Annotated in this window: 21 protein-coding genes; 16 read left to right on the top strand and 5 right to left on the bottom strand. The window is 61.2% G+C overall.

Annotation, left to right across the window (positions count from 1 at the left end; translation table 11 throughout):
- Positions 1–27 precede the first annotated feature (27 nt).
- Complete coding sequence (locus ACZ5WW_RS11645; protein ID WP_377171021.1) at positions 28–1,404, bottom strand: DUF1501 domain-containing protein; 1,377 nt, start codon at positions 1,402–1,404, stop codon at positions 28–30.
- Positions 1,405–1,569: 165 nt separating this feature from the next.
- Between ACZ5WW_RS11645 and purM the strand changes: the two genes are divergently transcribed.
- The 7 genes from purM (at position 1,570) to ACZ5WW_RS11610 (ending at position 10,457) form a co-directional block, all read left to right on the top strand.
- Positions 1,570–2,571: a phosphoribosylformylglycinamidine cyclo-ligase gene (purM, locus tag ACZ5WW_RS11640; protein WP_377171023.1), complete on the top strand. Its 1,002-nt coding sequence runs from the start codon at positions 1,570–1,572 to the stop codon at positions 2,569–2,571.
- A gap of 32 nt (positions 2,572–2,603) precedes the next feature.
- Positions 2,604–3,284, top strand: a complete 681-nt coding sequence (locus tag ACZ5WW_RS11635) for an SGNH/GDSL hydrolase family protein (protein WP_377171025.1) — start codon at positions 2,604–2,606, stop codon at positions 3,282–3,284.
- 146 nt (positions 3,285–3,430) lie between these two features.
- On the top strand, positions 3,431–4,696 hold the full coding sequence (locus tag ACZ5WW_RS11630) for a hypothetical protein (protein WP_377171028.1): 1,266 nt from the start codon (positions 3,431–3,433) through the stop codon (positions 4,694–4,696).
- 55 nt (positions 4,697–4,751) lie between these two features.
- A complete protein-coding gene (gene lysA / locus ACZ5WW_RS11625; protein ID WP_377171030.1) occupies positions 4,752–6,044 on the top strand; it encodes a diaminopimelate decarboxylase in 1,293 nt (430 codons plus the stop codon).
- 20 nt (positions 6,045–6,064) lie between these two features.
- Positions 6,065–6,988, top strand: coding sequence for a methylenetetrahydrofolate reductase [NAD(P)H] (gene metF, locus ACZ5WW_RS11620; RefSeq protein ID WP_377171033.1), 924 nt, complete (start codon positions 6,065–6,067; stop codon positions 6,986–6,988).
- Positions 6,985–7,932, top strand: coding sequence for an ROK family protein (locus tag ACZ5WW_RS11615; protein ID WP_377171035.1), 948 nt, complete (start codon positions 6,985–6,987; stop codon positions 7,930–7,932). Before metF ends, ACZ5WW_RS11615 begins: the two co-directional genes overlap by 4 nt.
- Positions 7,933–8,153: 221 nt before the next feature.
- Complete coding sequence (locus tag ACZ5WW_RS11610; RefSeq protein WP_377171037.1) at positions 8,154–10,457, top strand: alpha/beta hydrolase family protein; 2,304 nt, start codon at positions 8,154–8,156, stop codon at positions 10,455–10,457.
- A 54-nt stretch (positions 10,458–10,511) separates the two neighbouring features.
- On the opposite strand, the gene ACZ5WW_RS11605 is transcribed toward ACZ5WW_RS11610, so the two are convergent.
- From ACZ5WW_RS11605 to ACZ5WW_RS11595, 3 genes are read right to left on the bottom strand one after another with little or no spacing between them, the layout of a single operon-like run.
- Positions 10,512–11,096, bottom strand: a complete 585-nt coding sequence (locus tag ACZ5WW_RS11605; protein ID WP_377171039.1) for a GNAT family N-acetyltransferase — start codon at positions 11,094–11,096, stop codon at positions 10,512–10,514.
- 2 nt (positions 11,097–11,098) lie between these two features.
- Positions 11,099–11,524 (bottom strand): SufE family protein, encoded by a 426-nt coding sequence (locus tag ACZ5WW_RS11600; RefSeq protein WP_377171041.1) that lies wholly within the window; start codon positions 11,522–11,524, stop codon positions 11,099–11,101.
- Positions 11,521–14,103 carry a protein kinase domain-containing protein gene (locus ACZ5WW_RS11595; RefSeq protein WP_377171043.1) on the bottom strand — a complete coding sequence of 861 codons (2,583 nt, stop codon included), beginning with the start codon at positions 14,101–14,103 and terminating at the stop codon, positions 11,521–11,523. The genes ACZ5WW_RS11600 and ACZ5WW_RS11595 overlap by 4 nt, the downstream gene beginning before the upstream one ends.
- A 267-nt stretch (positions 14,104–14,370) precedes the next feature.
- Between ACZ5WW_RS11595 and ACZ5WW_RS11590 the strand changes: the two genes are divergently transcribed.
- Complete coding sequence (locus tag ACZ5WW_RS11590; protein ID WP_464694247.1) at positions 14,371–14,715, top strand: YkgJ family cysteine cluster protein; 345 nt, start codon at positions 14,371–14,373, stop codon at positions 14,713–14,715.
- Positions 14,716–14,717: 2 nt separating this feature from the next.
- Here ACZ5WW_RS11590 and ACZ5WW_RS11585 read toward each other — a convergent pair whose 3' ends face one another.
- Complete coding sequence (locus ACZ5WW_RS11585; protein ID WP_377171047.1) at positions 14,718–15,290, bottom strand: c-type cytochrome domain-containing protein; 573 nt, start codon at positions 15,288–15,290, stop codon at positions 14,718–14,720.
- Between the two features lie 85 nt (positions 15,291–15,375).
- On the opposite strand from ACZ5WW_RS11585, the gene ACZ5WW_RS11580 reads away from it, so the two are divergent.
- The 8 genes from ACZ5WW_RS11580 (at position 15,376) to ACZ5WW_RS11545 (ending at position 26,152) form a co-directional block, all read left to right on the top strand.
- A complete protein-coding gene (locus tag ACZ5WW_RS11580) occupies positions 15,376–16,242 on the top strand; it encodes an RluA family pseudouridine synthase (RefSeq protein ID WP_377171049.1) in 867 nt (288 codons plus the stop codon).
- Between the two features lie 198 nt (positions 16,243–16,440).
- Positions 16,441–20,325: a beta strand repeat-containing protein gene (locus ACZ5WW_RS11575; protein WP_377171051.1), complete on the top strand. Its 3,885-nt coding sequence runs from the start codon at positions 16,441–16,443 to the stop codon at positions 20,323–20,325.
- 185 nt (positions 20,326–20,510) lie between these two features.
- The gene (gene rpsB / locus ACZ5WW_RS11570; RefSeq protein WP_377171053.1) at positions 20,511–21,203 is read left to right on the top strand and encodes a 30S ribosomal protein S2; all 693 of its coding nucleotides are present in this window, start codon (positions 20,511–20,513) and stop codon (positions 21,201–21,203) included.
- A gap of 22 nt (positions 21,204–21,225) precedes the next feature.
- Positions 21,226–21,822 (top strand): translation elongation factor Ts, encoded by a 597-nt coding sequence (gene tsf / locus ACZ5WW_RS11565; protein ID WP_377171055.1) that lies wholly within the window; start codon positions 21,226–21,228, stop codon positions 21,820–21,822.
- A gap of 372 nt (positions 21,823–22,194) precedes the next feature.
- Positions 22,195–23,259 (top strand): 3-deoxy-7-phosphoheptulonate synthase, encoded by a 1,065-nt coding sequence (locus ACZ5WW_RS11560; protein WP_377171057.1) that lies wholly within the window; start codon positions 22,195–22,197, stop codon positions 23,257–23,259.
- Positions 23,256–24,251, top strand: coding sequence for a bifunctional heptose 7-phosphate kinase/heptose 1-phosphate adenyltransferase (locus tag ACZ5WW_RS11555; RefSeq protein WP_377171059.1), 996 nt, complete (start codon positions 23,256–23,258; stop codon positions 24,249–24,251). Before ACZ5WW_RS11560 ends, ACZ5WW_RS11555 begins: the two co-directional genes overlap by 4 nt.
- A complete protein-coding gene (locus ACZ5WW_RS11550) occupies positions 24,248–24,829 on the top strand; it encodes a D-sedoheptulose 7-phosphate isomerase (RefSeq protein ID WP_377171061.1) in 582 nt (193 codons plus the stop codon). The genes ACZ5WW_RS11555 and ACZ5WW_RS11550 overlap by 4 nt, the downstream gene beginning before the upstream one ends.
- 21 nt (positions 24,830–24,850) lie before the next feature.
- On the top strand, positions 24,851–26,152 hold the full coding sequence (locus ACZ5WW_RS11545; RefSeq protein ID WP_377171063.1) for a flippase: 1,302 nt from the start codon (positions 24,851–24,853) through the stop codon (positions 26,150–26,152).
- Positions 26,153–26,155 lie beyond the last annotated feature (3 nt).

Here is a 26,155-nt window from a genome sequence, read left to right as displayed (position 1 = left end):
TCGATCAGAGCCTCCGCTGTCAGAGCATTAAAGCAGTTCGGTTATCACTCTGCCGCCTTCGGCAACGATCGGTCGCGGGCGGCCTTGAGGATCAATCCAGTTCGTATTTTGCTCGATACCCAGATGGTGAAACACCGTTGCGGCCAGGTCTCCGGGGGCGACACGGCGGGTTTCGATTTCTCCACCATGCTTGTCCGTGCTGCCGATCACCTGCCCATGGCGCAGCCCGCCTCCTGCCATCACCATCGACATCACACGCGGCCAGTGGTCGCGTCCTGCATTCTTGTTGATCACCGGACTGCGTCCAAATTCGCCCATCATGAGGATCAAGGTGCTGTCCAGCAGCCCGCGGTCTTCGAGATCCGTGACCATGGCGTGCAGCGTGCGATCCATGCTGGGCAGCAGCGGAGTGAGGCCTTTTTTGATTCCTCCCCACTTCACTTCATCGCCATGATGATCAAAGTAGCCCCAGGCGCCGCTGACGGTGACAAACGTTGACCCCGCCTCAATGAGCCTGCGGGCGAGCAGCGCTTTTTCCCCGAGGCTGTCGCGTCCGTATCTGTCTCGCATCGCAGCAGATTCTTCCTCCAGGTTCAGCGCACGCTGGGCACTTCCTTCCATCAGCACCTCATAAGCCTGCTGCGTGAAGTGGTCTGCCGATGCTACGGACTCATTTGCACCGATGCCGCGTTTCCACTGGTCCATTTGCTCGGCCAGAGCACGGCGGCTGCCGAGCCGTTCGATGCTGAGACCTTCCACCAGTTTGAGCCTTCCCGACAAATCTTTGCCGCTCACCGGGTTGAAGGCATTGCCCATGTGGCCAGCCCCCCAGATGTCGGCAGGCAGCGAATCCGCCAGCGCCACATATCCCGGAATGCCCGGCGCATTGGCTCCGCGAAACTTTGCGGCGATCGACCCCATGGACGGATAGCCCCCGCCGTCACGGCCGTCATTGGTGCGTCGTGCCAGGGGATTGCACGCCTGCATGGTGATCGGCGTGTGATCGCTCGCACTGCAGTCCACTGAACGAACCAGCGTCAGCCGGTCCATGATTTTTGCTGTCAGCGGCAGATGTTCGCACACATGAATGCCCGGAACTTTGGTCGGAATATGCCCAAACGGTCCACGAATTTCGCTCGGTGCGTCCGGTTTCGGGTCCCACATGTCGATGTGGCTCGGCCCGCCGGAGAGCCAGAAGAGCACCACATTGGTCTTTCGCGTCGCCTGTCCCGTGGCCGCGGCCAGGGCCTTCTGCTGGAAGAGCGCTGGCAGTGAAATGCCCGCCAGCCCCGCGAGTCCCGTCTGCAAAAAGCCACGCCGGGTCGAGCCGATGCGCAGCAAATCCCCCCCTGCCGGACTGAAAGCCTGTGAAATGCTCGTGGGTGTGGGAAGGCTGGTTTTCATGCGCGTAAAGGCAGCTGCCTGAATAACCTACGGTGCCAGATGGCCGGCCTTGCTTCGGCCGCCCAAATCGATCCCGCGGGGCAGGGGAGGGGGCCCCCCCCATCCGCCAAGTTTCCGTTTGAGCCGCCCCGGCTTTCGGGCTAGGCAACCGGCCACCATTTTCCCATGAGCAGCTCCTCCGCACATACCTACAAACAAGCCGGCGTCGACATTCACGAAGCAGCATCGCTGGTCGATGACATCGGCGTGCTCGTGAAGCGCACCCAGCAGAAGCGGAAGCTCGCAAATCCCTTTGGCCTCTTCGCCGCCGCTTACGACCTCAGCGGCTACAAGCACCCCATCATCCTCACCGGCTGCGACGGCGTCGGCACCAAGATCGAGCTTCTGCTCAAGCACGACCAGCTCGAAGCCGCCGGCAAGGACCTCGTCGCCATGAATGTGAACGACGTGCTCACCACTGGTGCTGACCCCATCATGTTCCTCGACTACGTGGGCATTCCCAAGATCCAGAAGACCCAGATCACCCGCATCATCGCCGGCATGACCGAATACCTAGAGGCATGCAATTGCATCCTCGCTGGCGGTGAGACCGCCGAGATGCCCGGCATGGTTCCTGAGGGCATGGTTGAGCTCAGCGGCTTTGCTATCGGTGCCTGTGAAAAGGAAGACCTGCTCGATCCCGGTACCATCGCTGCTGGTGATGTGCTCATCGGCTGGCCCAGCGCTGGCTTCCACGCCAACGGCTTCAGTCTCGTCCGCCGCATCATTGAGAAGGAAAAGCTTCAGTTCAGCGAAGACGAAATGCGCACGCTGCTCCTGCCCACACTGCTTTATCATGAGCAGCCAGCCGCTCTCAAAGCCGCAGGCATCCGCCCCAGGGCCATGGCCCACATCACCGGTGGTGGTCTGCCAGAAAACCTCGGCCGCATGTTCCTCAAGCGCGGCCTCGGTGCCAACCTCCGCATCCCCTTCTGGCAGAACGACGTCGTCCAGAAGGTCCTCCGCCACGCCGACCCAAAAGACGCCATCGACACCTTCAACATGGGCCTCGGCTGGGTCGCCATCGTCTCCCCGGCAGACGCCGACAAGGCTCTCGCCTGTGGACAGAACGCCAAAATCATCGGCGAGATGGACACCAGCGCCGAAGTCCGCGTCGAGATCGTCTGAAAGATTGGCTGATTTGAGCAGTGAAAGGAGGCATGCACCGCCTCCTTCCTGCTCTTTCCTTTCTTTTCATCGGCCTCCTCAGCACTCACGCTCAGCAGCCTGCCAAGCCCAAACCGGCCCCCAATCCATCCCTGGCACCCATCCAGGATGTTGCCGGTCTTCCTCGCGTACTCCTCATCGGAGATTCCATCTCCATGGGCTACACCCTGCCCGTGCGCAAGCTCCTGGAGGGCAAGGCCAACGTGCACCGCATCCCCACCAATGGCGGCCCCACCAAAAACGGCGTCGCCAACATTGCCAAATGGCTCGGCACCGGCAAATGGGACGTCATCCACTTCAACTGGGGCATCCATGACCTCAAATACATGCCCGACGGCAAGCGCCAGGTCGAGCCCGTCGCTTACGAGGCCAATCTCCGCAGTCTCGTCGCCACGCTGAAAAAGACGGGCGCAAAGCTCATCTGGGCCACCACCACCCCCATCCCCGAGGGCGAACTCAATCCGCCCCGTAAATTCGGCCAGGTCAAAGAGTACAACGAAATCGCCGCCAAGGTGATGGCTGAAAACGGCATCGCCATCGACGACCTGAACGCCTGGATCACTCCCCAGCTCGCCACCATGCAGAAAGCCCGCGACGTGCACTACACCGCCGCCGGCAGCGACTACCTGGCCAAGCAGGTCGCCGCAGAAATCACCAAGGCGCTCGCTAAATAAAGTGGATGCCATGATTGGCAGATGCTTGCTGCCATGCTCTCGTTTCAGCCGGGCCAGAGAACCAGCGGTTACAAAGCCCGCCTCCAATTGTGCCTGCCTCAAAGGTATTCGCGTGCATGATACAGGGCACCCAGCCCGCCTTCGCCATGAGTACCTCGTTCAAGCGCCGCCTGCTCGTCACCCTGTCTGTGTTGTTGTTGGGCGGTTCCCTCCTCCATGCGGTCCCTCCGCCCGCAGACCCCACCCCTGCCGTCAAGCTCAAGGAATCCGTGCTTCCTCCTGGCGTCAGCCTCTCCCAGGGCATCTCTGAAATCACGGGCGTGGCTATCAGCCCGCTCACCGGTGTCAGCGTCGTCGGGGCTTGGACTTATTATAAAACAGAGCCGCAACTGCGTCATCGCCTGCCCTGGTACTGCCACCCTGGCGTGTGGGGCACAGGGCTGGCGCTGCTGGCCATCTGCTTCTTGAAGGACTTTCTCGGCGCCGCTGCACCACCGCTCGTCAAAAAGCCGCTCGATTTCGCCGAGCTCTTCGAAAACAAGCTCAGCGCCCTCGTCGCCAGCGCAGGATTTGTGCCGCTCGTTGCCCTCGCCATGGCCCATTTCAATCAGGCTCAGCCCCAGGCTGTGAATGATCTTGCGGGCTCAGGCCTGGCCGTCATCCCTCTCGCGAGCTGGGTCGATCTTACCGTGCACACCCCCTGGATCACCATTCCCGTCTCCCTCGTGGCGTTTGCGGTGGTCTGGCTCAGCGCACATGCCATCAATGTGCTCATTGCCCTCTCCCCCTTTGGCATCGTCGATGCCGGGCTCAAGCTCATCAAGCTCGGCCTCATGGCCCTCGTGGCCGGGGCCACCTTCATTCACCCCTACGCCGGGGCCGCTGTGTCCCTGCTGCTGATCTTCATCGGCTTCCTCGTCGCAGGCTGGTCGTTCCGTCTCACCCTCTTCGGCACCCTGATGGGCGCCGATTTTCTGCTCAACAGGCGCGCTGCGGCTGCCGATCTTACCATTGGCGTTCGTGGTTTCCTCGCCCGCCGCACCGAGGGCGTGCCGGTGCGCACCGCAGGCAGGCTGAAACATGACGCCTCCAGCGGCCTGGTGTTCAGCTACCATCCCTGGCTGGTGCTCCCCGAGCGCCAGATCCCTCTCTCGGTGGCAGATGCCCCCAAGGTCATCTGCAAGGGGCTGCTCCATCCTTCGCTGGCCCATCGGGAGGACTCCTCCTCGGCTTCCACCCGCAGTGCTCTCATCCTTCTGCCGCGTTATCGGGGGCTGGAGGACATGATTGCCCGCCATTTTGGCTGCCAGCAGGTCGTGGACGGTGCGCTCCTTCGCGGCTTCAAGGCCATGCGCCAGTGGTTGGTGGGCATGCTCTCCCCCGGCAGAAAACTGGTGGAAATGCACCCATGATGAACCGCAGCAGGGTTGCGCAGGGCTGAATCCCGCCTATCTACGCGGCCCGCTTATGCACAGTTTCCGCTATCACCAAGGCCAGCTTTTTGCCGAAAACGTCCCGCTTCAATCCCTTGCCGAGAAGCATGGCACGCCGCTGTATGTTTACTCCAAGGCCACCATCACCGGCCATTTCACCCGCTTGGACGCCTCCCTGGCCAGGCTGAACCACCTCATCTGCTATGCGGTGAAGGCCAATTCCAACATCGCCGTGCTCAGCACCATCGCCAAGCTTGGCGGCGGCTTTGACATTGTCTCCGCAGGCGAGCTCTACCGCGTCATCAAGGCCGGTGGCGATCCCGCCAAGTGCACCTTCGCAGGTGTGGGCAAAACCCGTGACGAGATCGAATACGCTCTCAAGCAGGGCATCTACTGCTTCAACGCCGAATCCGAGGCCGAACTGCATTACATCAACCAGGTCGCCGGAGAGCTCGGTATGAAGGCCCCCGTGGCCGTCCGTGTGAACCCCAACGTGGACGCCAAGACCCACGCCAAGATCACCACCGGCAAGAGCGAGAACAAATTCGGCATCGACTTCGACCAGATCCTCGACGTTTACGCCCGTGCGGCCGCCAATTGCCCCAATCTGGTCATCAAGGGCCTGCAGATGCACATCGGCTCCCAGCTCACCAATGTGGACCCCTTCCTTGAGGCCGTGCAGAAGGTCATCCCTCTCGTGACGGAGGTGAAGAAGAAACACGGCATCGAATTCTTCAGCATCGGTGGCGGCATCGGCATCAACTACAAGCAGAGCCTCGACTCCGGCGACGCAGCCTGGTGGCAGGAAAACGCTGAAGTCCACCCTCTCACCGTTCAGGCCTACGCCGAAGCGGTGGTGCCTCATCTGGAGCCCCTCGGCCTGCGCATCCTCTGCGAGCCCGGCCGCTTCATGGTCGGCAATGCCGGCGTCATGCTCACCCGGGTGCTTTATGAAAAGCGCGGTGCCGCCAAGGTCTTCAAAATCGTCGATGCCGGCATGAACGACCTCATCCGCCCCACCCTGTATGAGGGCTGGCACCAGATCGTCCCGCTCAAGCAGCCCGCAGACGCCACCGTGGAAAAGGTCGATGTCGTCGGCCCCATCTGTGAATCTGGCGACTTCCTGGCCCAGAACCGCGAAATCCCGCTCGTCAAAGAGGGGGAATACCTCGCCGTGCTCAGCGCCGGAGCCTATGGCTTCACCATGGCCTCCAACTACAACACCCGCCCCATGCCTGCCGAAATCCTCGTGGATGGAGACAAGGCCACCGTGGTGCGCGAGCGCCAGACCCTCGAAGACGTCCTCAAAGGCGAGCACCTCGCCTGATCAAACTGCGAACTCCCGACATGCACATCGCCGACATCCTCCAATCCCAGCGCCCCACGCTCTCGTTTGAGTTCTTCCCACCGAAGACCGCCGAGGCCTTTGAGGCGCTGTATCAGACCATCGGCGAGTTGGAGGCCTTCAAGCCCTCCTTTGTCAGCGTGACCTACGGCGCAGGCGGTTCCACCCGCGAGCTCACGCACGATCTGGTGGTGCGCATCAAAACCACCACCAGCCTCGATGCCGTGCCGCACCTCACCTGCGTCTGCCACAGCGAGGCGGACATCGCCGCCATCCTGGAGCGCTACGCCCAGGCGGGGGTGAGCAACATCCTCGCCCTCGGTGGCGACCCGCCGAAGAATCTCGCCGGCTACGACCGCTCCAAAGATGCCTTCCAGCACGCCGCCGACCTCGTGGCCTTCATCAAGAAGTTCAACGACACCGGCGCTCATCCTGACAGGCGCGGCTTCGGCATCGGCGTTGCCGGTTTCCCGGAAGGTCATCCCAGCACGCCCAACCGCGTCCTGGAAATGGATTACCTCAAGGCCAAGGTCGATGCCGGCGCGGACTACATCTGCACCCAGCTCTTTTTCGACAACCACGACTTCTACGACTTCCGCGAGCGCTGCCACCTGGCCGGGATCAACATCCCGATCATTGCCGGCATCATGCCCATCACAAGCGCCTCCGGCATGCGCCGCATGGCAGAGCTGGCTGCCGGTGCCCGCTACCCGGCGAAGCTCCTCCGCGCCATCCAGCGTTGTGGTGGAGATGAGGCCGCCGTGCAGAAAGTCGGCATCCACTACGCGACCGAGCAGTGCCACGATCTTCTCGATCACGGCGTGGACGGCATCCATTTCTACACCCTCAACAAATCCCACGCCACGCGCGAGATCTACTCCAGTCTCGGCATCCGTGACTCCGCCGCTGTGCGGCCGCATTCATGAGCGAAGAAGCCCCCCTCATCGCCGCCATCGAGGCAGGCGGCACCAAGTTCGTCTGTGCCGTCGGTACCGGGCCCCATGATGTTCGTGATGTCACACGCATTGATACCACCACGCCTGAGGATACTCTCGCCGGCGTGACACGCTTTCTATCGACGGCTAAGTCCAAGCACGGCTCCATTGCTGCCATTGGCATCGGTTCCTTTGGTCCTATCGACCTCGACAAAAAAAGCGAGACCTACGGCTACATCACTTCCACCCCCAAGCCTGGCTGGCAGTTCACAAACATCGTCCCCAAGCTCCAGGACCGCTACCATGTGCCCATCGCCTGGGACACAGATGTGAACGCCGCCGTTCTTGGCGAATATCTGTGGGGTGCCGGGCAGGATACAGATCCGCTCATCTACATTACCGTTGGCACAGGTGTTGGAGGAGGAGTGCTCATCAATGGCCAGCTCCTCCATGGCATGCTGCACCCTGAGATTGGCCACATGCTGGTGCCGCCGCCGCAGAATTCCTCGGCCATTCAGCACGCCTGCCACTGCCCATTTCACAGCAGCTGTGTTGAAGGCTACGTCAGCGGCACCTCCCTCGCTTCACGCTGGGGTGTCAAGGCCGATGCTCTCCCGCCCGACCACCCCGCATGGGAGGAGGTGGCGGATGTCATGGCCCACGCGCTCATGAATCTCGCTCTCAGCATTTCCCCAAAGCGGATCATTCTTGGTGGCGGTGTCATGAGCCAGGAGCACATCCTGCCCCTTATCCGTGGCAGGCTGCACAAGCTCAACAACGGCTACCTCCGTGTTCCTGAGCTTGGCCGTAACATCGACGATTTCATTGTCGCTCCTGGGCTGGGTGCACGCTCCGGGCTCCTCGGTGCTCTGGCACTGGGCAAGTATGAGCTCGACAGGCATCTGGGCCAAAGCTCAGAGGCAGCTTTCCGCTAAAAGCGCCTTCATCATTTTGCAGACACGGGGGCCTCTTGGCATCTGTGCCTGATCACATCCCGCTGCAATTCGTAGCAGGGGGGCAGCAGCGAAGCATTGGGAGGCTGGCCTGGGCAGGCGTTCTCCCAATCTCCTGCCGGTTAAAAGCCGCTTTTGCAGGTGGGGGCTGACAAATTCCCATGGGCTTGCAAGACTGGAATGATGACCGTTGATTCATCACCATGAAAATCCCGACCATCTTTGCTTTCCTCCTCTTGGTGGGACGTGTCCTCGCACAGCAGACTGAAACACTGCCTGGCACGCAGCCGCTCCTCAAGGATGGCGACATCTCACAGCAGATGCATGCGGCGGCGTTGGAAGACATGGATCAGCTGATCACCAGCTCGCTGAAAACACGCGAACGTTACTGGCATAGGGATGTGTCTTCTCCGCAGGCTTATGCAGAGTCGGTCCGCGAGAACCGCGAGCGCTTCAGACACATCATTGGTCTCAGGGACAAGCGAGTGCCTGTGGCCTTGGAGCGCTATGGGGACGAGACCAACCTCGCGCTCGTGGGCAAGACGAAAGCCTACCGCATCTACCAGGTGCGCTGGCCCGTCCTGGAGCAGGTTTCAGGTGAAGGTCTGCTGCTGGAGCCCAAGGGGAAGCCTCGTGGCTACATCATCGCTCTTCCAGATGCTGATCAGACGCCGGAGCAGATCGCCGGTTTGTCTCCTGGCGTGGCGCCGGAGGCACAGATCGCCCGCCGCTTCGTCGAAAACGGGTTTGCCGTCATCGTTCCCGTTTTGATCAGCCGCAGCACTGCCGGTTCCGGCAATCCTGAGATCCTCATGACGAATATGCCGCATCGTGAATGGATCCACCGGCAGGCCTACATGATGGGTCGGCATATCATTGGTTATGAAGTTCAGAAGGTGCTGGCGCTGGTGGACTGGATCAACATTCACCGCCACGACCAGATCGGCGTCGCAGGCTATGGCGAAGGCGGGCTCATCGCCATGTATGCCGCCGCCGTGGACACCCGCATCGACGCCGCTCTCGTCAGCGGGTATTTCAAATCCCGTCAGCGCACGTGGCATGAACCCCTCTACCGCAATGTCTGGGGCCTCCTGGCTGAGTTTGGCGATGCGGAGATTGCCTCTCTCATTGCGCCGCGCGGCCTTGTCATTCAGTACGCGGATGAACCGGACGTTGCAGGCCCGCCAGAGCCCAAAGGAAAAAAAGGCCAGGCAGCACCCGGCAGACTCACCACGCCTGAATTTGACGAGGTCCAGGAGGAGTACTCACGCATCGACTCTTTGGTGCCGACGAGCCTTCAGCATCGGTCCCTCGTGCGTGGAGATGCAGCCGCCGCCAGCGCACTTTCCAAGCTGCTCAAAACCGAGGTGAGCATGGCGCTTTCCAAGGAACTCCCACAGAATTTGCGCCAGACCTACTTGCCTGCAGTTCGTCAGCTGGCTCAGCTCAAAGAACTCGAGGCTCATGTGCAGCGCCTGATCCGTGGCTCGGACAAAGTCAGGAATGATTTCTTCCTCTACAAGGCCATGCCTGAGCTCAGCAACGATGCCTGGACCTATGCGCAGTTTGCCGACAAAAAGCCGGACAAATTCATCGCTGCGGCAAAAGACTACCGCAAAACTTTCTGGGATGAAGTGATCGGCCGCATTGACTCACCGCTCCCCACGCCCAAACCCCGGTCACGCAAAATTTACGACAAGCCCAAATGGACCGGCTATGAAGTCGTGCTGGATGTCGGAGGCGAAGGTTTCGCCTGGGGGGTGCTCCTGCTGCCCAAAGACCTGCAGCCCGGAGAGAAGCGTCCCGTCGTCGTCTGCCAGCATGGACGTCACGGTGTGCCTTCAGATGTCATCGAGGGGGACAAGCTCGCCTACCACGACTTCGCCGCGCACCTGGCTGAGCGTGGTTTTATCGTTCTCGCTCCGCACAATCTGTACAAAGAGGAGGAGCAGTACCGCACCCTCTCACGCAAGGGCAACACCGTGAAAGCCTCCATGTTCTCCGTCATGCTCCGCCATCACGAGCAGTGGCTCAAATGGCTAGCCTCGCTGCCGCAGGTGGATGAGAAGCGCGTCGGTTTTTACGGTCTGAGCTACGGTGGCGAATCCGCCGTCCGCATCCCCCCGCTGCTCGATGGCTACTGCCTCTCCATCTGCTCCGGCGATTTCAATGACTGGACCCGCAAGGTGGCCACCACTGAGGACAAGCACAGCTTCATGTTCACCGACGAGTGGGAGATGCCCTACTTCAACATGGGCAGCACCTTCAGCTACGCCGAGCTGACCTACCTCATGTTTCCCCGCGCCTTCATGGTCGAGCGCGGGCACCACGACGGCGTCTCCATCGACCCCTGGGTCGCCTACGAGTACGCCAAAACCCGCTGGCTCTACGCCCAGTTCGGCATGGAAGACCGCACCGAGATCGAGTTCTTCAACGGCGGCCACACCATCAACGGCCAGGGCACCTTCGAGTTCCTCCACAAGCAGCTCAGCTGGCCCAAGCGCTAGCAGCAGTCCCGTAACCCGAGCATCCATGTTCGGGTTCCTGCAGACTCCTGCTGGTCACAGCTCCTTCGTCCAATACGTCAGCGTCTTCGGAGACTCCTCATCTTCCCCGATCTCCTTCCACACAAAGGTGGCCTGCAGTTCCGGGCGCTTTACATACCCCTGGCTCCGCCAGAAATCATCCAGTGGCCGATATCCCTGCGGGCGCAGCGGATGCGTCTCCAAGCGGTCCACCGCACAGAAGGTGCTGAGCTTCAGCCCCAGCTTCCTGGCATGAGCCTCACGCCGCACAAAGAACTCTTTGCCGATGCCTCTGCCCCGATACTCCGGCAGCAGGATCGATTCGCCGAAGTAGCAGATTGTGGAAATATCATAGCCCCCTTGCACAAACGGGGCTTTGAATTCCGGTCCCTCATCCGGCATCGGCAGGCACGTGGTGGCACCCACCACCTTGTCCTCATCAAAGACCAGCACCACAAGGCTGCCTTCGGATCTCACATACGTGCCCAGGTAATCACGCTCATTTTCCAGATTGCCCACGTAGAGATAGGGGTATTCATGGAAAACCGAGATGCGCAGGGCCCCCAGGGCGTCAATGTGGGAGGCCAGTTCGGCACCGTGGAAGTTTTGCAGACGAAGCATGGTCAGTTAGAAGCGGTGGAGGTGGAAAACTGCTCCGCCATGGCGCGGATTTTGAGCCGCATGTTGGCCAGGCCGTTGAGGCGGGTAGGGGAGAGCATCTTGGTAAAACTGCAGGCCTCCCACACACGCGGCTCTTCAGCCGCCGCTTCCGCAGGGGTCGCTCCGCTGTACAGGTCACACAGCAGCGAGGCCAGCCCTTTCACCATGGGAGACTCCGCATCGCAGGTGAAGCGTGTTTTTCCCTCAAGACACTCTCCATGCAGCCAGACGCGCGAGACACAGCCCGGCACTAGATTGGCCTCCGTTTTGTGGGCCGCATCCAGTTTCATCGCCGTGCCACGGGACACCACGGCATTCAGGCGCTCATGCGGGTCAGGGATGAAATTCAGGTCGTCGATCAGCGCCTGCTGTTTTTCTGCGAGGCTCATTTCAGCTTTGCCAGTCGGCCCTTGCTCCAGTTCAGCCCCGTCTGAATGGCTTCGTCATTGGCGATGGCGGCCGCCAGTTTCTCCCAGATGGCCACCGCATTGGCAAAGGCGGCCTTGGCTTCAGGCTTTTTGCCCGCGCTCTCGCTGGTGTGCCCCAGTGAACCATAAAGCTGAGCCAGCTGGCTGGCCCACATACGGCGCTCAGGGGTGAGCTTGTCGCTGGCAGGCTGCGCCTGAATGAGGGCTTCCAGAGATTCCACTGCCTGTTTTGCGATCGGAATGGCGGCTGAAGTCTTGCCGCTGTCGGCCAGCAGTTCCGCATATTCGCCGCGCAGCTTGGCCAGCAGGAACCCGTAGCGCACGTTGTCCTTGTCGTCTGCGATGATTTCGTTCACCAGCTCGATGGCGTCCTGCTTCTTCTTGCTGGCCTCTGCCGGGTTGCCCGCATCCCTTGCCAGCGAGGCTATGGCGCCATAGTTGCGGGCCAGAAGGTACTTCACCTCAGCCCACTCGGGCAGCAGGCGGTTGAGCTCCAGCAGGATCGGGACGGCCTGATTGTGTGCCTCTCTGGCATCAGAGCCGCTGAAATGACGTCCGATCAGCTCTGCCAGCTCGGTGTAGGCCTCCGCCAGCAGCAGCGCCTGGTCCTGGTTGCGTGGGCTGCTGCCCAGCACCAGCTCGCCCATGTCTTTCACAGAGTCGATCAGAGTGTTCAGAGCCTCCTCGACCTTGCCCGCATCACGCTGGCTGATGCCCTTGGCAAACTTGGCGCGTGCGAGGATGAATTTCTCGTCGTTGATCAGGTCGTGGCCGATGATCTTGGCATCTAGGATCGTGGGCACACGCGCCAGCGCCTGCTCAGAGTCGGCCACGTCACCGTTGCGCAGCGTTCGCAGGCCATATTCCAGCCAGGCACGGGCGCATTCGTTGCGGGCGAGGCGGTTCTTTGGATCTGCGGCGAGTCCTTTGTCGAGATTGACCGTGGCTTCCTTGAGCAGGGAGAGCGACTCGACATGCCGCCCCTCTCTTCCGCGAATGTCTGAAAGCAGCAGGCTGTAGCGGCCCAGCCACTGCTGGTAGAGCGCGATCTGCGCCCCTGCTCCATTTCCTTTGCTGATGAGTTCGGCCGCCTGGTCACGGGCCTTGGTGAGGAACACGACCGCCTGCGCCGTGTTTCTCAGCTTGAGGTGCAGCTGGCCGATGTTGCCATACGCGCGCAGCCGCTCCACGCCAAGCGCCGGAGATTGCTCCAGCAAGGGCAGCCCGCGCATGCAGTACGCCAGCGCATCCTTGAGCTGCTCCTTCTGAAAGCCTGCCTCCATTTCATTACCCGTCGGTGTCTGCAGCAGCTGTGTCAGAAACTGGTCCACGGCATTCTGCGAGTTTTGGAGGTTCTGATCCGCCACCGCCTTGGCGTTGTGCTCGTTGTCACGCTCGCTTGTCAGCTGGGCGATGCGGCTGTGAAGCGCATCACTTTCCATCTTGTGCACATCATTGATGCTGGAGATCAGCTGCTCCGCCTTCTGCAGGCTGCGCCGGGTCTGGAAAGCATAGACAAAGCAAAGCGCAAAAATGGCCAGCAGCGAGATGGCGGCGGTCTGCCAGGTGAGCACCTTTTTCGCCTGTTTCTGCCGCTCGCGCACGGTCTGCTCCCGCGATTCCTCCAGCAGATAGTCGCTTTCCAGCACTTCAAATTCGCGCACGATCTCGCGCATGTCCGCCCAGCGTGCGGCCGGATTGAGATCCAGCGCGCGTTCGATGATGCTGCGGCGGCGCTCCTCCCACTTGGACTGTGCCGTTTGAGGCCAGTAGATTTTCGGCTGCGCTTTGACTGCGGCCAGCAGGGCATTGCTGTCCACCTGCACCGCCAGTCCCGCCGCCGCCTGCTGGCGGGCGCGCTCGACCTCGCTTTCCCACATCTCCGCACCGCGTGGCAGTGCGCCGTTGAGCAGGCGGTAGGCGAGCACTCCAAAGCTGTACACATCCCAGGACGGCCCGTAGCCCGCAAAAACACCATCAGGATTTTCCGCCTGTTCCGGGCAGAGATGCACAAAGTGATCCGTCAGCTCAAGGTGATGAATGCCCCCCACCCAGCCTTGCGCGATGTCCGTGAGGCGGACAGAGGACTCTGCATCGTCCTCCAGCAGGATGTTCGACGGACGCAGGTTGCCATGCGGGATGCCATGCTTGTGCAGCCAGGCAAGTGCATCGGCCACCTCATAGATGTGCCTCCAGGCCTGCTCCGGCGGCAGGCCACTGCAGGCGGACTCCAGCGTCGGCGTCTGCCACAGGCGCCGGCCATGGCTGTCTTTCGTCATCACTCCCACCAGGGGCATGACGCAAAAGTAGGGCGTCCTGTCGAAACTGTAGTTTTCCACCGGCAGCACGCCGCGATGGTGAGGCATCTGCTGCAAAGCGCGGAAGGCGGTGGCCAGCGCCTTGCGGTTGATCGCCATCGAGCTGAACACCTTCACCGCGCAGGCTTTGCCGTTGGTGGACACCGCCCGGTACACGGCTCCGCACCTCCCGCTTCCGACCAGGTCCTGCAATTCATGTCCGGCGATTTCGGGCAGACTCATGCGTGCTTCAGATGTCTCTAGGGGAGAATGGTTGACCCAGGATGACGCGAAAATTGGACTGAAGCGACACCATGGGCACGTACGATGGTGGCGGAATGGGAAATCTCAAATCTCAAAATGACCCGTTGCAAAAATCACGTGCTACAAGGGCTGTAACAGCCATGCTGGGGCGCGAGCCGCATGAGACCCACAAAGCCTGACCATCGCCACGAAATCGAGGCCATTTACGCCGAACTCGAGCGTCGGCCACTGCCCCGACAGTGTGAAATGCGTACTGGCTGCTGCCACTTTCGGCTGGCTGGCCACACTCCAGTGCTGACGCTGGGAGAGGCCCTCTATGCAGCCCAGGGCGTTCGTGCCAGCGGGCGCAAGGCCTTGAAACCTCACCCGGACGGGGCGTGCCCTTTGCTGGGCCGTGATGGCCGCTGCACCATTTACAAGCACCGCCCTTTTGGCTGCCGGACCCACTTCTGCGCCGAAGCCGGCGGCATGTACCCACGCAAACACGTGGCAGATCTCATCCAGCGTCTCGAAGCTCTGGACGAGCGCCTTGGCGGCAGCGGTTCCCGCCCGCTTGAGGCTGCCGTCAGCGATGCGCTGGCGAAAATGTGACCTCAGGGGGCCGCACAATCGCGGGCCAGCTTCTGGCTCGCTTCGGACAGCCTTGACATAGCCACGGCGGCCTCTTTGCCGTTTGCGGGCAGTCTCAGCACCACGGTGTCTCCCTCCAGGCGTACAAAACCCGCCTTGATCGTTTTGCCTTCAGTGCTGGTCCAGCTCATGATCGGCGGCAGCGATTTTTTGACAGCCACCGGGGCCATTTTGGGGGCGTCCTTTTCAAAGCTGGCTCCCTCAGTGATCCACTCCGTGATCTTTTTGATCTCCGAGCTGGAGAGGTTCTCATTCGGCGGCATGTGATTCTTGCCGTCATTGACCAGCACTTCGAGGAAATGGCTCTCTGAAGGTTTCCCGGGCCGGATCTGCGCCACATCGTTGTCCTTGATGTCCAGTTTGAAAGTTTCCAGGTCATCAAACACAAACCCCCCCTTCTTTTTCCCAGTCTTCACACTGTGGCATTCATAGCAGTTCCGCTCCAGAATCGGCTGGATGTCCTTCTGAAAATCCGCCGCAAAGATGGATGAGGCGGCTAGGAATGGAAAGATCAGGGCAGGGCGGGGCAGGGGCATGGGGCGCGCGTTTTTTTGACTCACCAGAAACGTGCCATTCCGCTTTTCCTTAGCCAGCATCTTTTTTCCGTGGCATGTGGGCCTCATGTCAGATCAACGCACCGTCACAGCCGCCGCCGAACTCCTGCCGTTCCTTTTTGAGAACTGGCCCGAGACGAAGCGCACGCGCATCAAACAATGGCTGAAATACGGCAGCGTCCGGGTCAACGACCATGCCGTGACCCGCCATGACCACAAACTCACGCCCGGCGACAAGATCACCATCAAGGTGGAGCGCGCCCCGCGCGCCGGTGTCAAGCCCATGCCCGCCGGCCTCAGCATTGTCTATGAGGACGCGGCCATCATCGTCCTGAACAAAGGGGCTGGCTGGCTGACCGTGGCCACCGACTCCGGCAACGGCCGCACCGCCTATGCCGCCCTCACCGACCATGTGCGTGCCACCGATGCCCGTAACCGCGTCTGGATCGTCCATCGCCTCGACCGCGACACTTCCGGCCTCATCGTCTTTGCCAAAACCGAGCCCTTCAAGCGCATCCTTCAGCAGAACTGGCATCGTTTCGACAAAACCTACCTCGCCGTTGCTGAAGGCGTCATCAAGCGCGACTCCGGCACCCTCCGCTGCTACCTCAATGAGGAGTTTTCTCTCCGCGTCCGCAGCGTCCCGCCGGGCGAAGACACTCGCGAGGCCATCACCCACTTCAAGGTGCTCAAGCGCGCCGCCAGCACGACACTCGTCGAGCTCAAGCTCGAGACTGGCCGCCGTCATCAGATCCGGGTCCATCTCTCCGACATGGGCCACCCGATCGTTGGAGACAAGCCCTACGGCGCCACCACCGACCCTGCCAGACGCCTCGCACTTCACTCCAGCGAGCTGCACTTCATCCATCCCGCCACGGAGGAAAAAATGGACTTCGTCCTGCCGCTGCCGGACGTGCTGGCAAAGCTGGTGTAGCGCCTGCCGCCAGCAGCTTCTACGGGATTCATCCCATGCGGTGGTTGCTCCTGATTTTGGAGCGGCATTTGCTGTCTGAAATTCTGGCGTTGTGGCGTATGCTACCCGTCTCCCCCCACCTGAGCCAGGACACTTGTCTGGCGAAAAAAACTCGTCGATTTGAAAGCTGTTTTTTCCTCTGCCCTCCCGCCATCATCTATGCCTTCGGCCAGCTCATTGCTGCTGTCAGCGCTGCCGCTGCGGGGCCGTCACAAGCCTCTGAAGACGCTCATCGCATGGAGCATGATGCTCTGTACACATCTGGGGCTCCAGGCTGCCAACGACCTCTACTGGGACACCAACGGCACCGCCGACGGCTCGGGTGCCGCCACGGGAACCTGGGGCAGCAGTTTGTTTTGGAACACCGATCCCGCTGGCGTCAGCAACACCTTCCAGAGCAGCACCGACGGCAGCAATGATCTCCACTTTTCCGCAGGCACCAACGGTACCCTCGGAACGATCACCGTGAGCGGTGCCCAGCTCGCTCACGGCCTCTATTTTGAAGAAGGTGCGGTCACTCTTAGCGGTGGCACTTCCATCACGCTAAGCGATGGCGCCATCATCGACAACGTCACCGGCGTGATTCCCACGATCTCCACCGCGCTGGTCGCGACCGGCTCTGTCACTCTCACGGGCACGCGCATCTGGCTGAACAACCCCTCCTTCAGCGGTGGGGGCACCCTCAACGTCAATACTTCCAACGCCACTCTGCTGGAAAACAGCGGCGCCTTGAACGGGCTGTCCAGCATCAACATCAACAGCGGGGGCCTCGACATCCGGCAAAACCTCGGCGGATCCACCAATTACAACTATGCCGCAGGCACGACGCTGAACTTCGTCAACTCCAGCGGCCTCAACACCAACATCACCACCGCGGTCACTCCGTCCGTCACCTGGCTGGGAAACATCACCGTCGCCAGCTCCAAGGTGGCCACGCTCAGTGCCTTTGGCACCGGCAGCATCTTTTCCATCAGCGGAAATATTTCTGGCGCCGGCGGCGTGACGATCGGCGGTTCGGGCATCATGGTGTTTGCAGGCACAAACACCTACACGGGCACCACGACGGTCAGTGCGTCCACCCTGCAGATCACCAGTGGTTCGGCCATTGCAGACACGGCGCTCGTCTCCATGGGCACCGGATCATCCACCAACACTTTGGATGTTCAAAGCAGCGAAACGATTGGTGCCTTGAGTGGTGGCACTGCGGCGTTCAGCGTGGTGAATCTCGCTGCAGGACGGACTCTGACCCTCAGCTCAGGCACGCAGACCTACAGCGGCACCTTTGCCGGCAGCGGCAGGCTGACGGTGGCGGGTGCCGCTCAGACACTCGCCAGTGCCGTCAGCCTTGCGGACGTCAGCGTGACCAGCGGCATCCTGACGCTGTCTGCAGCCAATACCATCACCAACGGTCTCAGCCTCAGTGGCGGCACCGTGGTGCTGCTCAATGCGGGAGCTGCGGGCAGCGGCACCATTCAGGCCAGCGGCGGCACGATCCAGGTGGGGGTGGCCCGGGGCAGCTCGCTCACCCTTGCGAATGCGATCACTGTCTCCGCAGGCACCCGCACCTACCTTTCACCCCAGGCCAATGGCGGCGCCTCAGGCACCGCAACCATCAATTTTGGAGGCACGCTCACCATCAGCTCAGGCGGCATCCTAACTCTGGGCACGCCTGGTGGCAACGCTGCCTACGGCACCACCAATGGGGCGCTTGTCTTTGGCGAGGCCGTCTCCTCCGGCACCAAATTCCAGCTCAATGGCAGCAGCTTTACCGTCAGCGGTTTGAGCACCGGCACTGTCGCGCCTGGCTCCGCCACTGTGGAAAATGGCGCCTCCACCGCAGCCACCCTGACAGTCGCACTTGGTGCTGCAACATCCAACACTTACGCCGGCACCCTGCGCAATGGCGGTACCGGCACACTGGCCCTGATCGTCAATGGCGCTGCTGACTCGGTGCTTACCCTCTCTGGCGCCAGCACTTTCACTGGCAGCACCAGCGTCACCTCAGGCAGTCTGGTCTTGGCCAGCAGCCTTGCTTTGCAGGGCAGCACCGTCACCACGGGAGGCACGGGGCTTGTGTTCGCTTCATCCGTGGCCGGCCACAGCTTCACCCTCGGCGGTCTCAGCGGCACGGCAGACCTTGCGCTCACAGACAACGCCTCGGGTGCCGTGACACTCATCATTGGCGCCAACGGCACCTCACAAACCTATTCGGGAGTCCTGAGCGGCGCTGGAGCCCTCACCAAGGTGGGGGCGGGCACCCAGACCTTCAGCGCGGCTCAGACTTACACAGGAGCTACCACGGTCAATGGCGGCACCTTGAAGATCCTCTTTGGCAGCGGTGCACCCACCAGCAATATCATTGATCCTGGTTCAGCGCTCATTCTTGGCGGCGGCACGTTTTTGCAGCAGCAGAGCACCGTGGGACCCAACACCCAGACCCTGAATGGTGTGACCATTCGCGCGGGATCCTCCGTGGTGAACCAGGTCCGCGTGGGGGGCGGCACCATGCTGCTGACTCTGGGCTCGATCACGCGTGAAGCCGGCGGCACCGTCGCCTTCAGCGCCAACGGCAGCGGCACCTCCGGCCTCGCCTCCAATGGAACAAACACCGCATCCGGCATCATCGGTGGCTATGCCACGTACTTTAATTTCAATGGCGGTGCCACCCTCACCAACGCCACCGACTGGGCCACCTACAGCGGTGGCAAGATAGTCTCCCTCTCAGCCGGCTCCTACAGCAACACCGCTGCCACCACAGCCGCCACCAATCTCGACCTCACGGCCAGCGTCACGCTCAACTCCAATGCGGCTGTCGGCAGCATCCGCTTCAACAACGCCATCACCACCCCGACGCTCACGCTCAGCGGTACGCACACGGTCGACAGCGGCGGCATCCTGGTCACCTCCAATGTCGCCGGCAATGCCACACGCATCACCGGCGGCTCGCTCACTTCAGGCAACGGGCAGGACATCATCATCATTCAGAACAACACCAGCGCTGCCCTCACGGTGGACGCCACCCTGACCGGTGCGGTCGGGCTGACCAAAAGCGGCGGAGGCCAGCTGATCCTCGGCGGCACCAATGACTACACAGGCACCACCTATCTCAATGGCGGTGTCACAAGCATCAGCAGCAATGCCGGCCTCGGCTCAGTCACCACCGGCTCGGCAGTCAGTCTCAATGGCGGCACCCTCTCTGTCACGGCATCGGTCGCACTCGAAAACAACGGCGGTGCCCGGCGCAATGTGGTGCTCGGCAGCAACGGCGGCACCCTGGACGTTGCTGCTGGCCAGACGCTGACAGTTAGTGGTGCGCTCAGCGGTGACGGCGCGCTGAGCAAGACCGGGGCGGGGACGCTGGTGCTCAGCGGCAACAGCGCTCAAACCGGAACCACGACCGTCTCAGCTGGAAATCTCCAGGTCGGCTCCGGCGGCAGCGGTCAGACGGGAGTCGGCCAGATCTTCCTCAGCGGAGCCGATGCCGTGTTGTCTGGCACAGGCCAGGTCCTAGGCAGCACCACCGTCACACAGGGCACCGTGAGGCCCGGGGACAGTGGCGGTGCCTCCATAGGCACCCTCAATACCGGCGAACTCGTTTTTACCCCCGCCACAGCCACAACGGTCATTCAGCTTCAGATCACCGGCTCTGCCACCGCTTCCACCCTTGCCTCCGACAAAATCATCATCGGCGGCGGGCTCACCTTGAACGGCAGCAGCAACATCGTCGTCGATGGCAGCGGCTACACGCCCACGTTCGGGGACACCTTTGTGCTTCTCGACTGGAACACCGTGCTCGATACCGGTTCCACCTCTCTTTTCAGCATCGGCACCAACGGACGCACAGGGGCCAACATCGGCAACGAGGGTAACCTAGATCTCCCTGATATCAGCTCCTACAGCCTTGCCTGGGAGATTCGCGACTTCGGCGGTAGCGGTTCCCTCACCCTCGTCGTCGTCCCTGAACCCGCCCGCTCCTTGCTCCTGCTGTTTGCCCTACTGCCGCTCTGTCTGCGCCGCAGGAGAGCAGCTTCCGGCGGCATGTGACAGTTCCGCAGCAGAAAAACCGCTTGCCGTCTCAGGGGATGCCGGTAACATCGCGCCCCCTTTTGCCGGGCCACGTTGGTCAGGCCAAAGGGCTCAACCCTAAGCCCGTTCGACCGGATCAGCCCTTGTGGCTGAGCGTTTTGCAGCTCAAAGCGTGCGGAAGACAGGCGCCTTCTATCAAATACATGTCAACACAGATCCTCGCCGAACTCGTCGAAGCCGGAGTCCATTTCGGACATCAAACCAAGCGCTGGAACCCCAAGATGAAGAGCTTCATCATGGGCACCAAGAACCAGATCCACATCCTCAACATCGAGGAGACCGTGAAGCAGATCGACAAGGCTGCTGATTTCCTCGCCGACCTCGCCCGCCGCGGCAAAAAAATCCTCTTCGTCGGCTGCAAGCGCCAGGCTCAGGAAGCTGTGAAGCAGGCCTCCGAAGCCTGTGGCCAGTTCTACGTCAACCATCGCTGGCTGGGCGGCACGCTCACCAACATGGAGACGATCAAGAAGAGCATCGCCCGCCTCAACTACCTCGAAGACATCGAGAACAAGCCCGAATTCAAGCTCATGTCCAAGAAGGAGCTGGCCGGCCTCAACCGCGAGCGCATCAAGCTTGAGCGCAACCTGCGCGGCATCCGTCACATGGGCAAGATCCCTGACGCTGTCGTCATCGTTGACTCCGCCCGCGAGCACATCGCCGTCCATGAGTCCCGCCGTCTTGGCATCCCGATCGTCGCCCTCGTGGACACGAACGCCGACCCGAACATCATCGACTACCCCATCGCCGCCAACGACGACGCCATCCGCTCCATCCGCATCATCCTGCAGAAGCTGATCGACCCCGTCATCGTCGCCACTGCCGAAGCCAAGAAGTAATCTTCACCCCCAAAAACCAACCATGGCTGAAATCTCCGCTAAACTCGTCATGACCCTGCGTGAAAAGACCAACGCAGGCATGATGGAATGCAAAAAAGCCCTCACGGAAGCCGGTGGCGACCTCGAGAAGGCAGAAACCATCCTCCGCAAAAGCGGCACCATCAAGGCCGAGAAGAAGGCCGACCGCCAGACCAAGGAAGGCATCATCGCCTCCTACATCCACATGGCAGGCCGCATCGGCGTGCTCATCGAAGTGAACTGCGAGACCGACTTCGTCGCCCGCAACGAAAACTTCCAGGCCCTTGTGAAGGACATCTCCCTTCACATTGCCGCTGCCAACCCACGCTACCTCCAGCGCGAAGACGTTCCTGCGGACCTCATCGCCAAGGAGCGTGAAATCGGTGCTGAGCTCGTCAAAGGCAAGCCTGCCAACATTGTGGACAAGATCGTTGACGGCAAAATGGAAAAGTTCTTCGCCGACAACTGCCTCATGGAACAGGCCTTCATCAAGGATCCCGAACTCACCATCGCGAATCTGGTCAAAGGCAAGATCCATGAGCTGGGAGAGAACCTCGTCGTGCGCCGTTTCGTGCGCTACGCCGTGGGTGAAGACATCTGATCTGCTCCTCCAGTAGTTTCTTTAAAAGGCGGTCGGCAACGACCGCCTTTTTTTGTCTGCGCCTCAGACCTTGGTGCTCTCAAAGGGTGATTTATAAACACCTGCTAAATATTTAGCTTTGCCAAAACATCCCAGAGGTGTAAAATTTCCGTAATTGGCATATTTGCTATGAGTGGAAGTCCACAATTGGCGCTGCTTGCCTGCGTTCTGTGCGCACCCCAATGCCATCCACCTGCGGTGGTGCCTGAGTAATGGGCACCACGGGCGGCAGCTTGCCGCAAGTCTGCAATTTCACATCTTATCAGAACTTTTGGTTTCCTCTCCCGCCAGATTCCTCCATTCTGCGCGCCCGCTTTTGTCCCCCCTTTTGCCGTGAGCCAAACCCATCCCACTGACGACCTCCGCGTCGCTGAAATCCTCCCTCTCATCCAGCCTGCTCTGCTCATGCACGAGTTCCGCCTTGGAGAGCAGGAGTCCGCTTTTGTTGAAGGCTCGCGCAAACGTGCCGAAGCCATTCTGACTCTGAAGGATGACCGCCTGCTTGTCGTCGTCGGCCCTTGCTCCATTCACGACACCAAGTCCGCCCTCGAGTACGCCCAGCACATCATCCAGGCGCGTCAGAAATACGCCGCCGATCTGGAGATCGTCATGCGCGTCTATTTTGAAAAGCCGCGCACCACCGTCGGCTGGAAAGGCTTCATCAATGACCCGCACCTTGACGGCACCTTCGACATCAATGCCGGCCTGCGTGGCGCTCGCGACCTCCTCATCAAGCTCACCAAGCGCGGCGTCCCCGCCGGCACCGAGTTTCTCGACGTCATCACCCCGCAGTACATTGCCGACGTCGTCGCTTGGGGAGCCATTGGCGCCCGCACCACGGAAAGCCAGGTGCACCGCCAGCTCGCCTCCGGTCTCTCCATGCCCGTCGGGTTCAAGAACGGCACCGACGGCGGCATCCAGGTCGCGCTTGATGCCATTGAGGCCGCCAAAGGCCAGCACTGCTTCCTCTCTGTCACCAAGGATGGCGTCGCCGCCATCGTGAACACCAAGGGCAACAACGCCTGCCATGTCATCCTGCGCGGCGGCAAAGGCGGCACCAATTTCGATGCCGCCTCCATCAAGATCGTCGCTGACCAGCTCACCGCACGCGGACTCCCCGCCAGCGTCATGGTGGACTGCAGCCACGGCAACAGCCTCAAGGATTACCGCAAACAGCCCCTCGTCTCCGCTTCTCTGGCACAGCAGATCGCCTCGGGCAGCACCGCCATCACCGGCGTGATGATCGAGAGCCACCTCGTCGAAGGACGCCAGGACACCAAGCCCGGCCAGCCGCTCACCTATGGCCAGAGCATCACCGATGCCTGCGTCTCGTGGGAGACCACGGAGGCCATGCTCGAAGAACTTGCCGCCGCAGTTCGCACTCGCCGCAGCAAATGACCTTCACCCGCGATCATCTCCGGCGTCTCGCGCAGGGCCGCATCCTCGTGGTGGGAGATGTCATGCTCGACCACTTCATCTGGGGGCATGTCCGCCGCATTTCGCCAGAGGCGCCCGTTCCCATCGTGGAGGTGACTCGTGAGGAGTTTTATCCGGGCGGAGCCGCCAATGTCGCCCGTAACATCTCCCCGTTCTCGCCAAACACCCATCTCATGGGCCGCGTCGGCAATGACATGGCGGCGGACAAGCTCCGCGCCCTCCTGACCGAGGACAAGGTCGATCCCGCACCGCTGCTGGTGCATCCAACACTCCCCACCATCTCCAAGGCACGCGTCTCCGCACGCCAGCAGCAGATCGTGCGTGTCGACCGTGAAAAACTGCTGCCCCTCACCGAGGCCGAGCTTGTCGAAGTTGAGCAGCGTCTCCGCGATCTCGCGCCCCGGCTCGATGCAATCATCCTGGAAGATTATGGCAAAGGCTTCATGACCGAGCAGCTCATGCAGCTGGTCGCAAAGATCGCAGCCGAGCATAACCTCATCGTCACCGTCGATCCTTCACCACGCAATCCCTTGCCCTGGGCTGGTGTCTCACTGGTGAAGCCCAATCGTCTCGAAGCGTTTGCCGCAGCAGGTCTCGAGGATCACCTCTTGCCCGAAGCTCCGCTCGAAAACAAGGAACTCCTCGAGGTGGGGCGCATACTGCTCGCCAAATGGAACGTCGCCAGCATTCTCGTCACCCTCGGGGAGCAGGGCATGATGTTGTTTGAGCGCGGCCAGCCCCCTCACCACATCCCGACGCGCGCGCGTGAAGTCTTTGATGTCTCCGGTGCCGGGGACACCGCCATTGCTCTGCTTACGCTTGCTCTCGCCACCGGCCACAGCCTGCGAGAAGCCGCCGAAATTTCGAATCACGCCAGCGGCATCGTCGTTGGCAAGCTCGGCACCGCCACATTGACGCCAGACGAGCTGCTGGCAGCCTTCTCATCCCAATGAGCACCGATTTCACCTCTCTCTTCAAAACGCACCTCAGCGAGCATCAGGACGCCATCGCCAAATTGAGTGCGATGAGCGATCAGATCGCTCCGCTTGCTGCAGCCTGGCTCACAGCGCTCAAGGACGGCAAAAAAATCATCTTCTTCGGCAACGGTGGCAGCGCTGCCGATGCGCAGCATCTCGCCGCCGAGTTGGTTGTGCGTTACCGAATCAACCGTCCCGCCCTCGCTGGCATCGCGCTGACCACCGACACCTCCATCCTCACCGCGCACAGCAACGATTTTGGTTACGACACCGTCTTCGCCCGTCAGGTCGAAGCCCTCGCCCAGCCCGGCGATGTCGTCCTCGGTATCTCCACCTCGGGCACCAGCAAAAACGTCCTCCTGGGACTTCAGGCCGCCAACAGGCGAGGCTGTGTCACCATCGCATTCACTGGCGAAAAAGGCGCGGACTGCGCCGCTGAAGCCGCGCATTGTTTCAAAGCCCCCTCCGCGATCACCGCGCGCGTTCAGGAATGCCATCTGCTGATAGGTCATCTCCTCTGCGATTTGGTGGAGCAAAGCTACGCGGCGGCTTGAAGACCGCACCTCGCGTCCTATATGGCCGCTGGAAGTCACATCCTCAAAACGTTTTCGCTCGCGACCACGCTCCGGGCGGTGCGCCTTGGCCTGAGCTTCTTGCTCACCTGCGCCCTTGCGCGGTATCTTGGCGGCGCCGGTTTCGGCCAGATCGCTGTCGCCATGGCCGTTGTCTCGGTGCTTCAGAGTGTTGGAGAGCTCGGCTTCGCCCGCTACACCGTGCGTGAGCTCATGCGGCAGGGCGCAGATCAGCCTGCCGTTCTTGGCCTCACCATCACATCCCGTTTCATCGTGTCCGCCACTCTGTTTGCGGGTTTGATCGTCTGGGTCGCATGGCGGAGGCCGGAAGGCGCGCTTTTGCTTCTTGTCTACGGCATACAGCTGCTCACCAATCCCGCCACCGAAATCCTCGCATGGCTTGAGTCTCACGGCCGCGTCTCGCAGTCCGTCATCGCCCAGTTTGCAGGTTTCATTGTCAGCGCCGCCTGCATTGCGGCAGGCATCGGCTGCCGTGCTCCTTTGTGGTTCTTTGCACTGACCTATGCGCTGGAAGGCTGGGTCTTCCTTTCCCTATGCGCATTCGCGTTCCGGCGTAGCGGCGGCAGCATCCGCTGGGGGGGCTTTGGATTTTCTCGCGCCATCGCACTTGTCAGCCGGTCCTGGCCGGAGCTGGCCTCCCAGGCGGCGCTGATCCTGCTGTTCCGGCTCGATACCATGATGATCGAATGGCTGTGTGGTGCCCAGGAGGCCGGCATCTATGGTGCCGCAGTGCGTGTGTCTGAGATGGCCTACTTCATGCCCTCCATTCTGGCCACACTGTTCCTGCCCCGGTTGATGCGGGACCGCCAGGACTCGGCCGCATGTTTTGAGAAAAGCGTCGTCGATTACTTCTCCACCTCCGTCATGCTCGCCTTGGCCGTTGGTGCCGGTTTGCTGCTGCTCTCTCCATGGATGTCGCTGGCATTTGGTGCTGCATTCGGCCGCAGTGCTGAGATGCTTCGCGTGCATGCCTGGGCCTTCATCCCGTATGCCATTGGAATCGCCCGCACGCAGATCTTGACCGTGGAGGACAGGCTGGCTGCCAACCTTCCCTCCGTCATCGTGGCAGTTGCAGTGAACGCCTGCTTGAACATGCTCTGGATACCCGTGCATGGCGGTGTGGGGGCGGCATGGGCCACCCTGGTGTCTTACACGCTGGCCTGGGTGGTGTGGACATATCTTTCGCCATGGCTGCGTCTGAATGTCTCCGGCCTCCTGACACGTGCCTTCATGGGGCTGCCGCGGTTCACCCTGCTGCGCATGCGCTCGCTTCTTCACCCCTGATTT

The organism is Prosthecobacter fluviatilis (assembly GCF_055388355.1).
The sequence above is the reverse complement of the archived record's forward strand: the minus strand, read 5'-3'. Positions and strand labels throughout refer to the sequence as shown.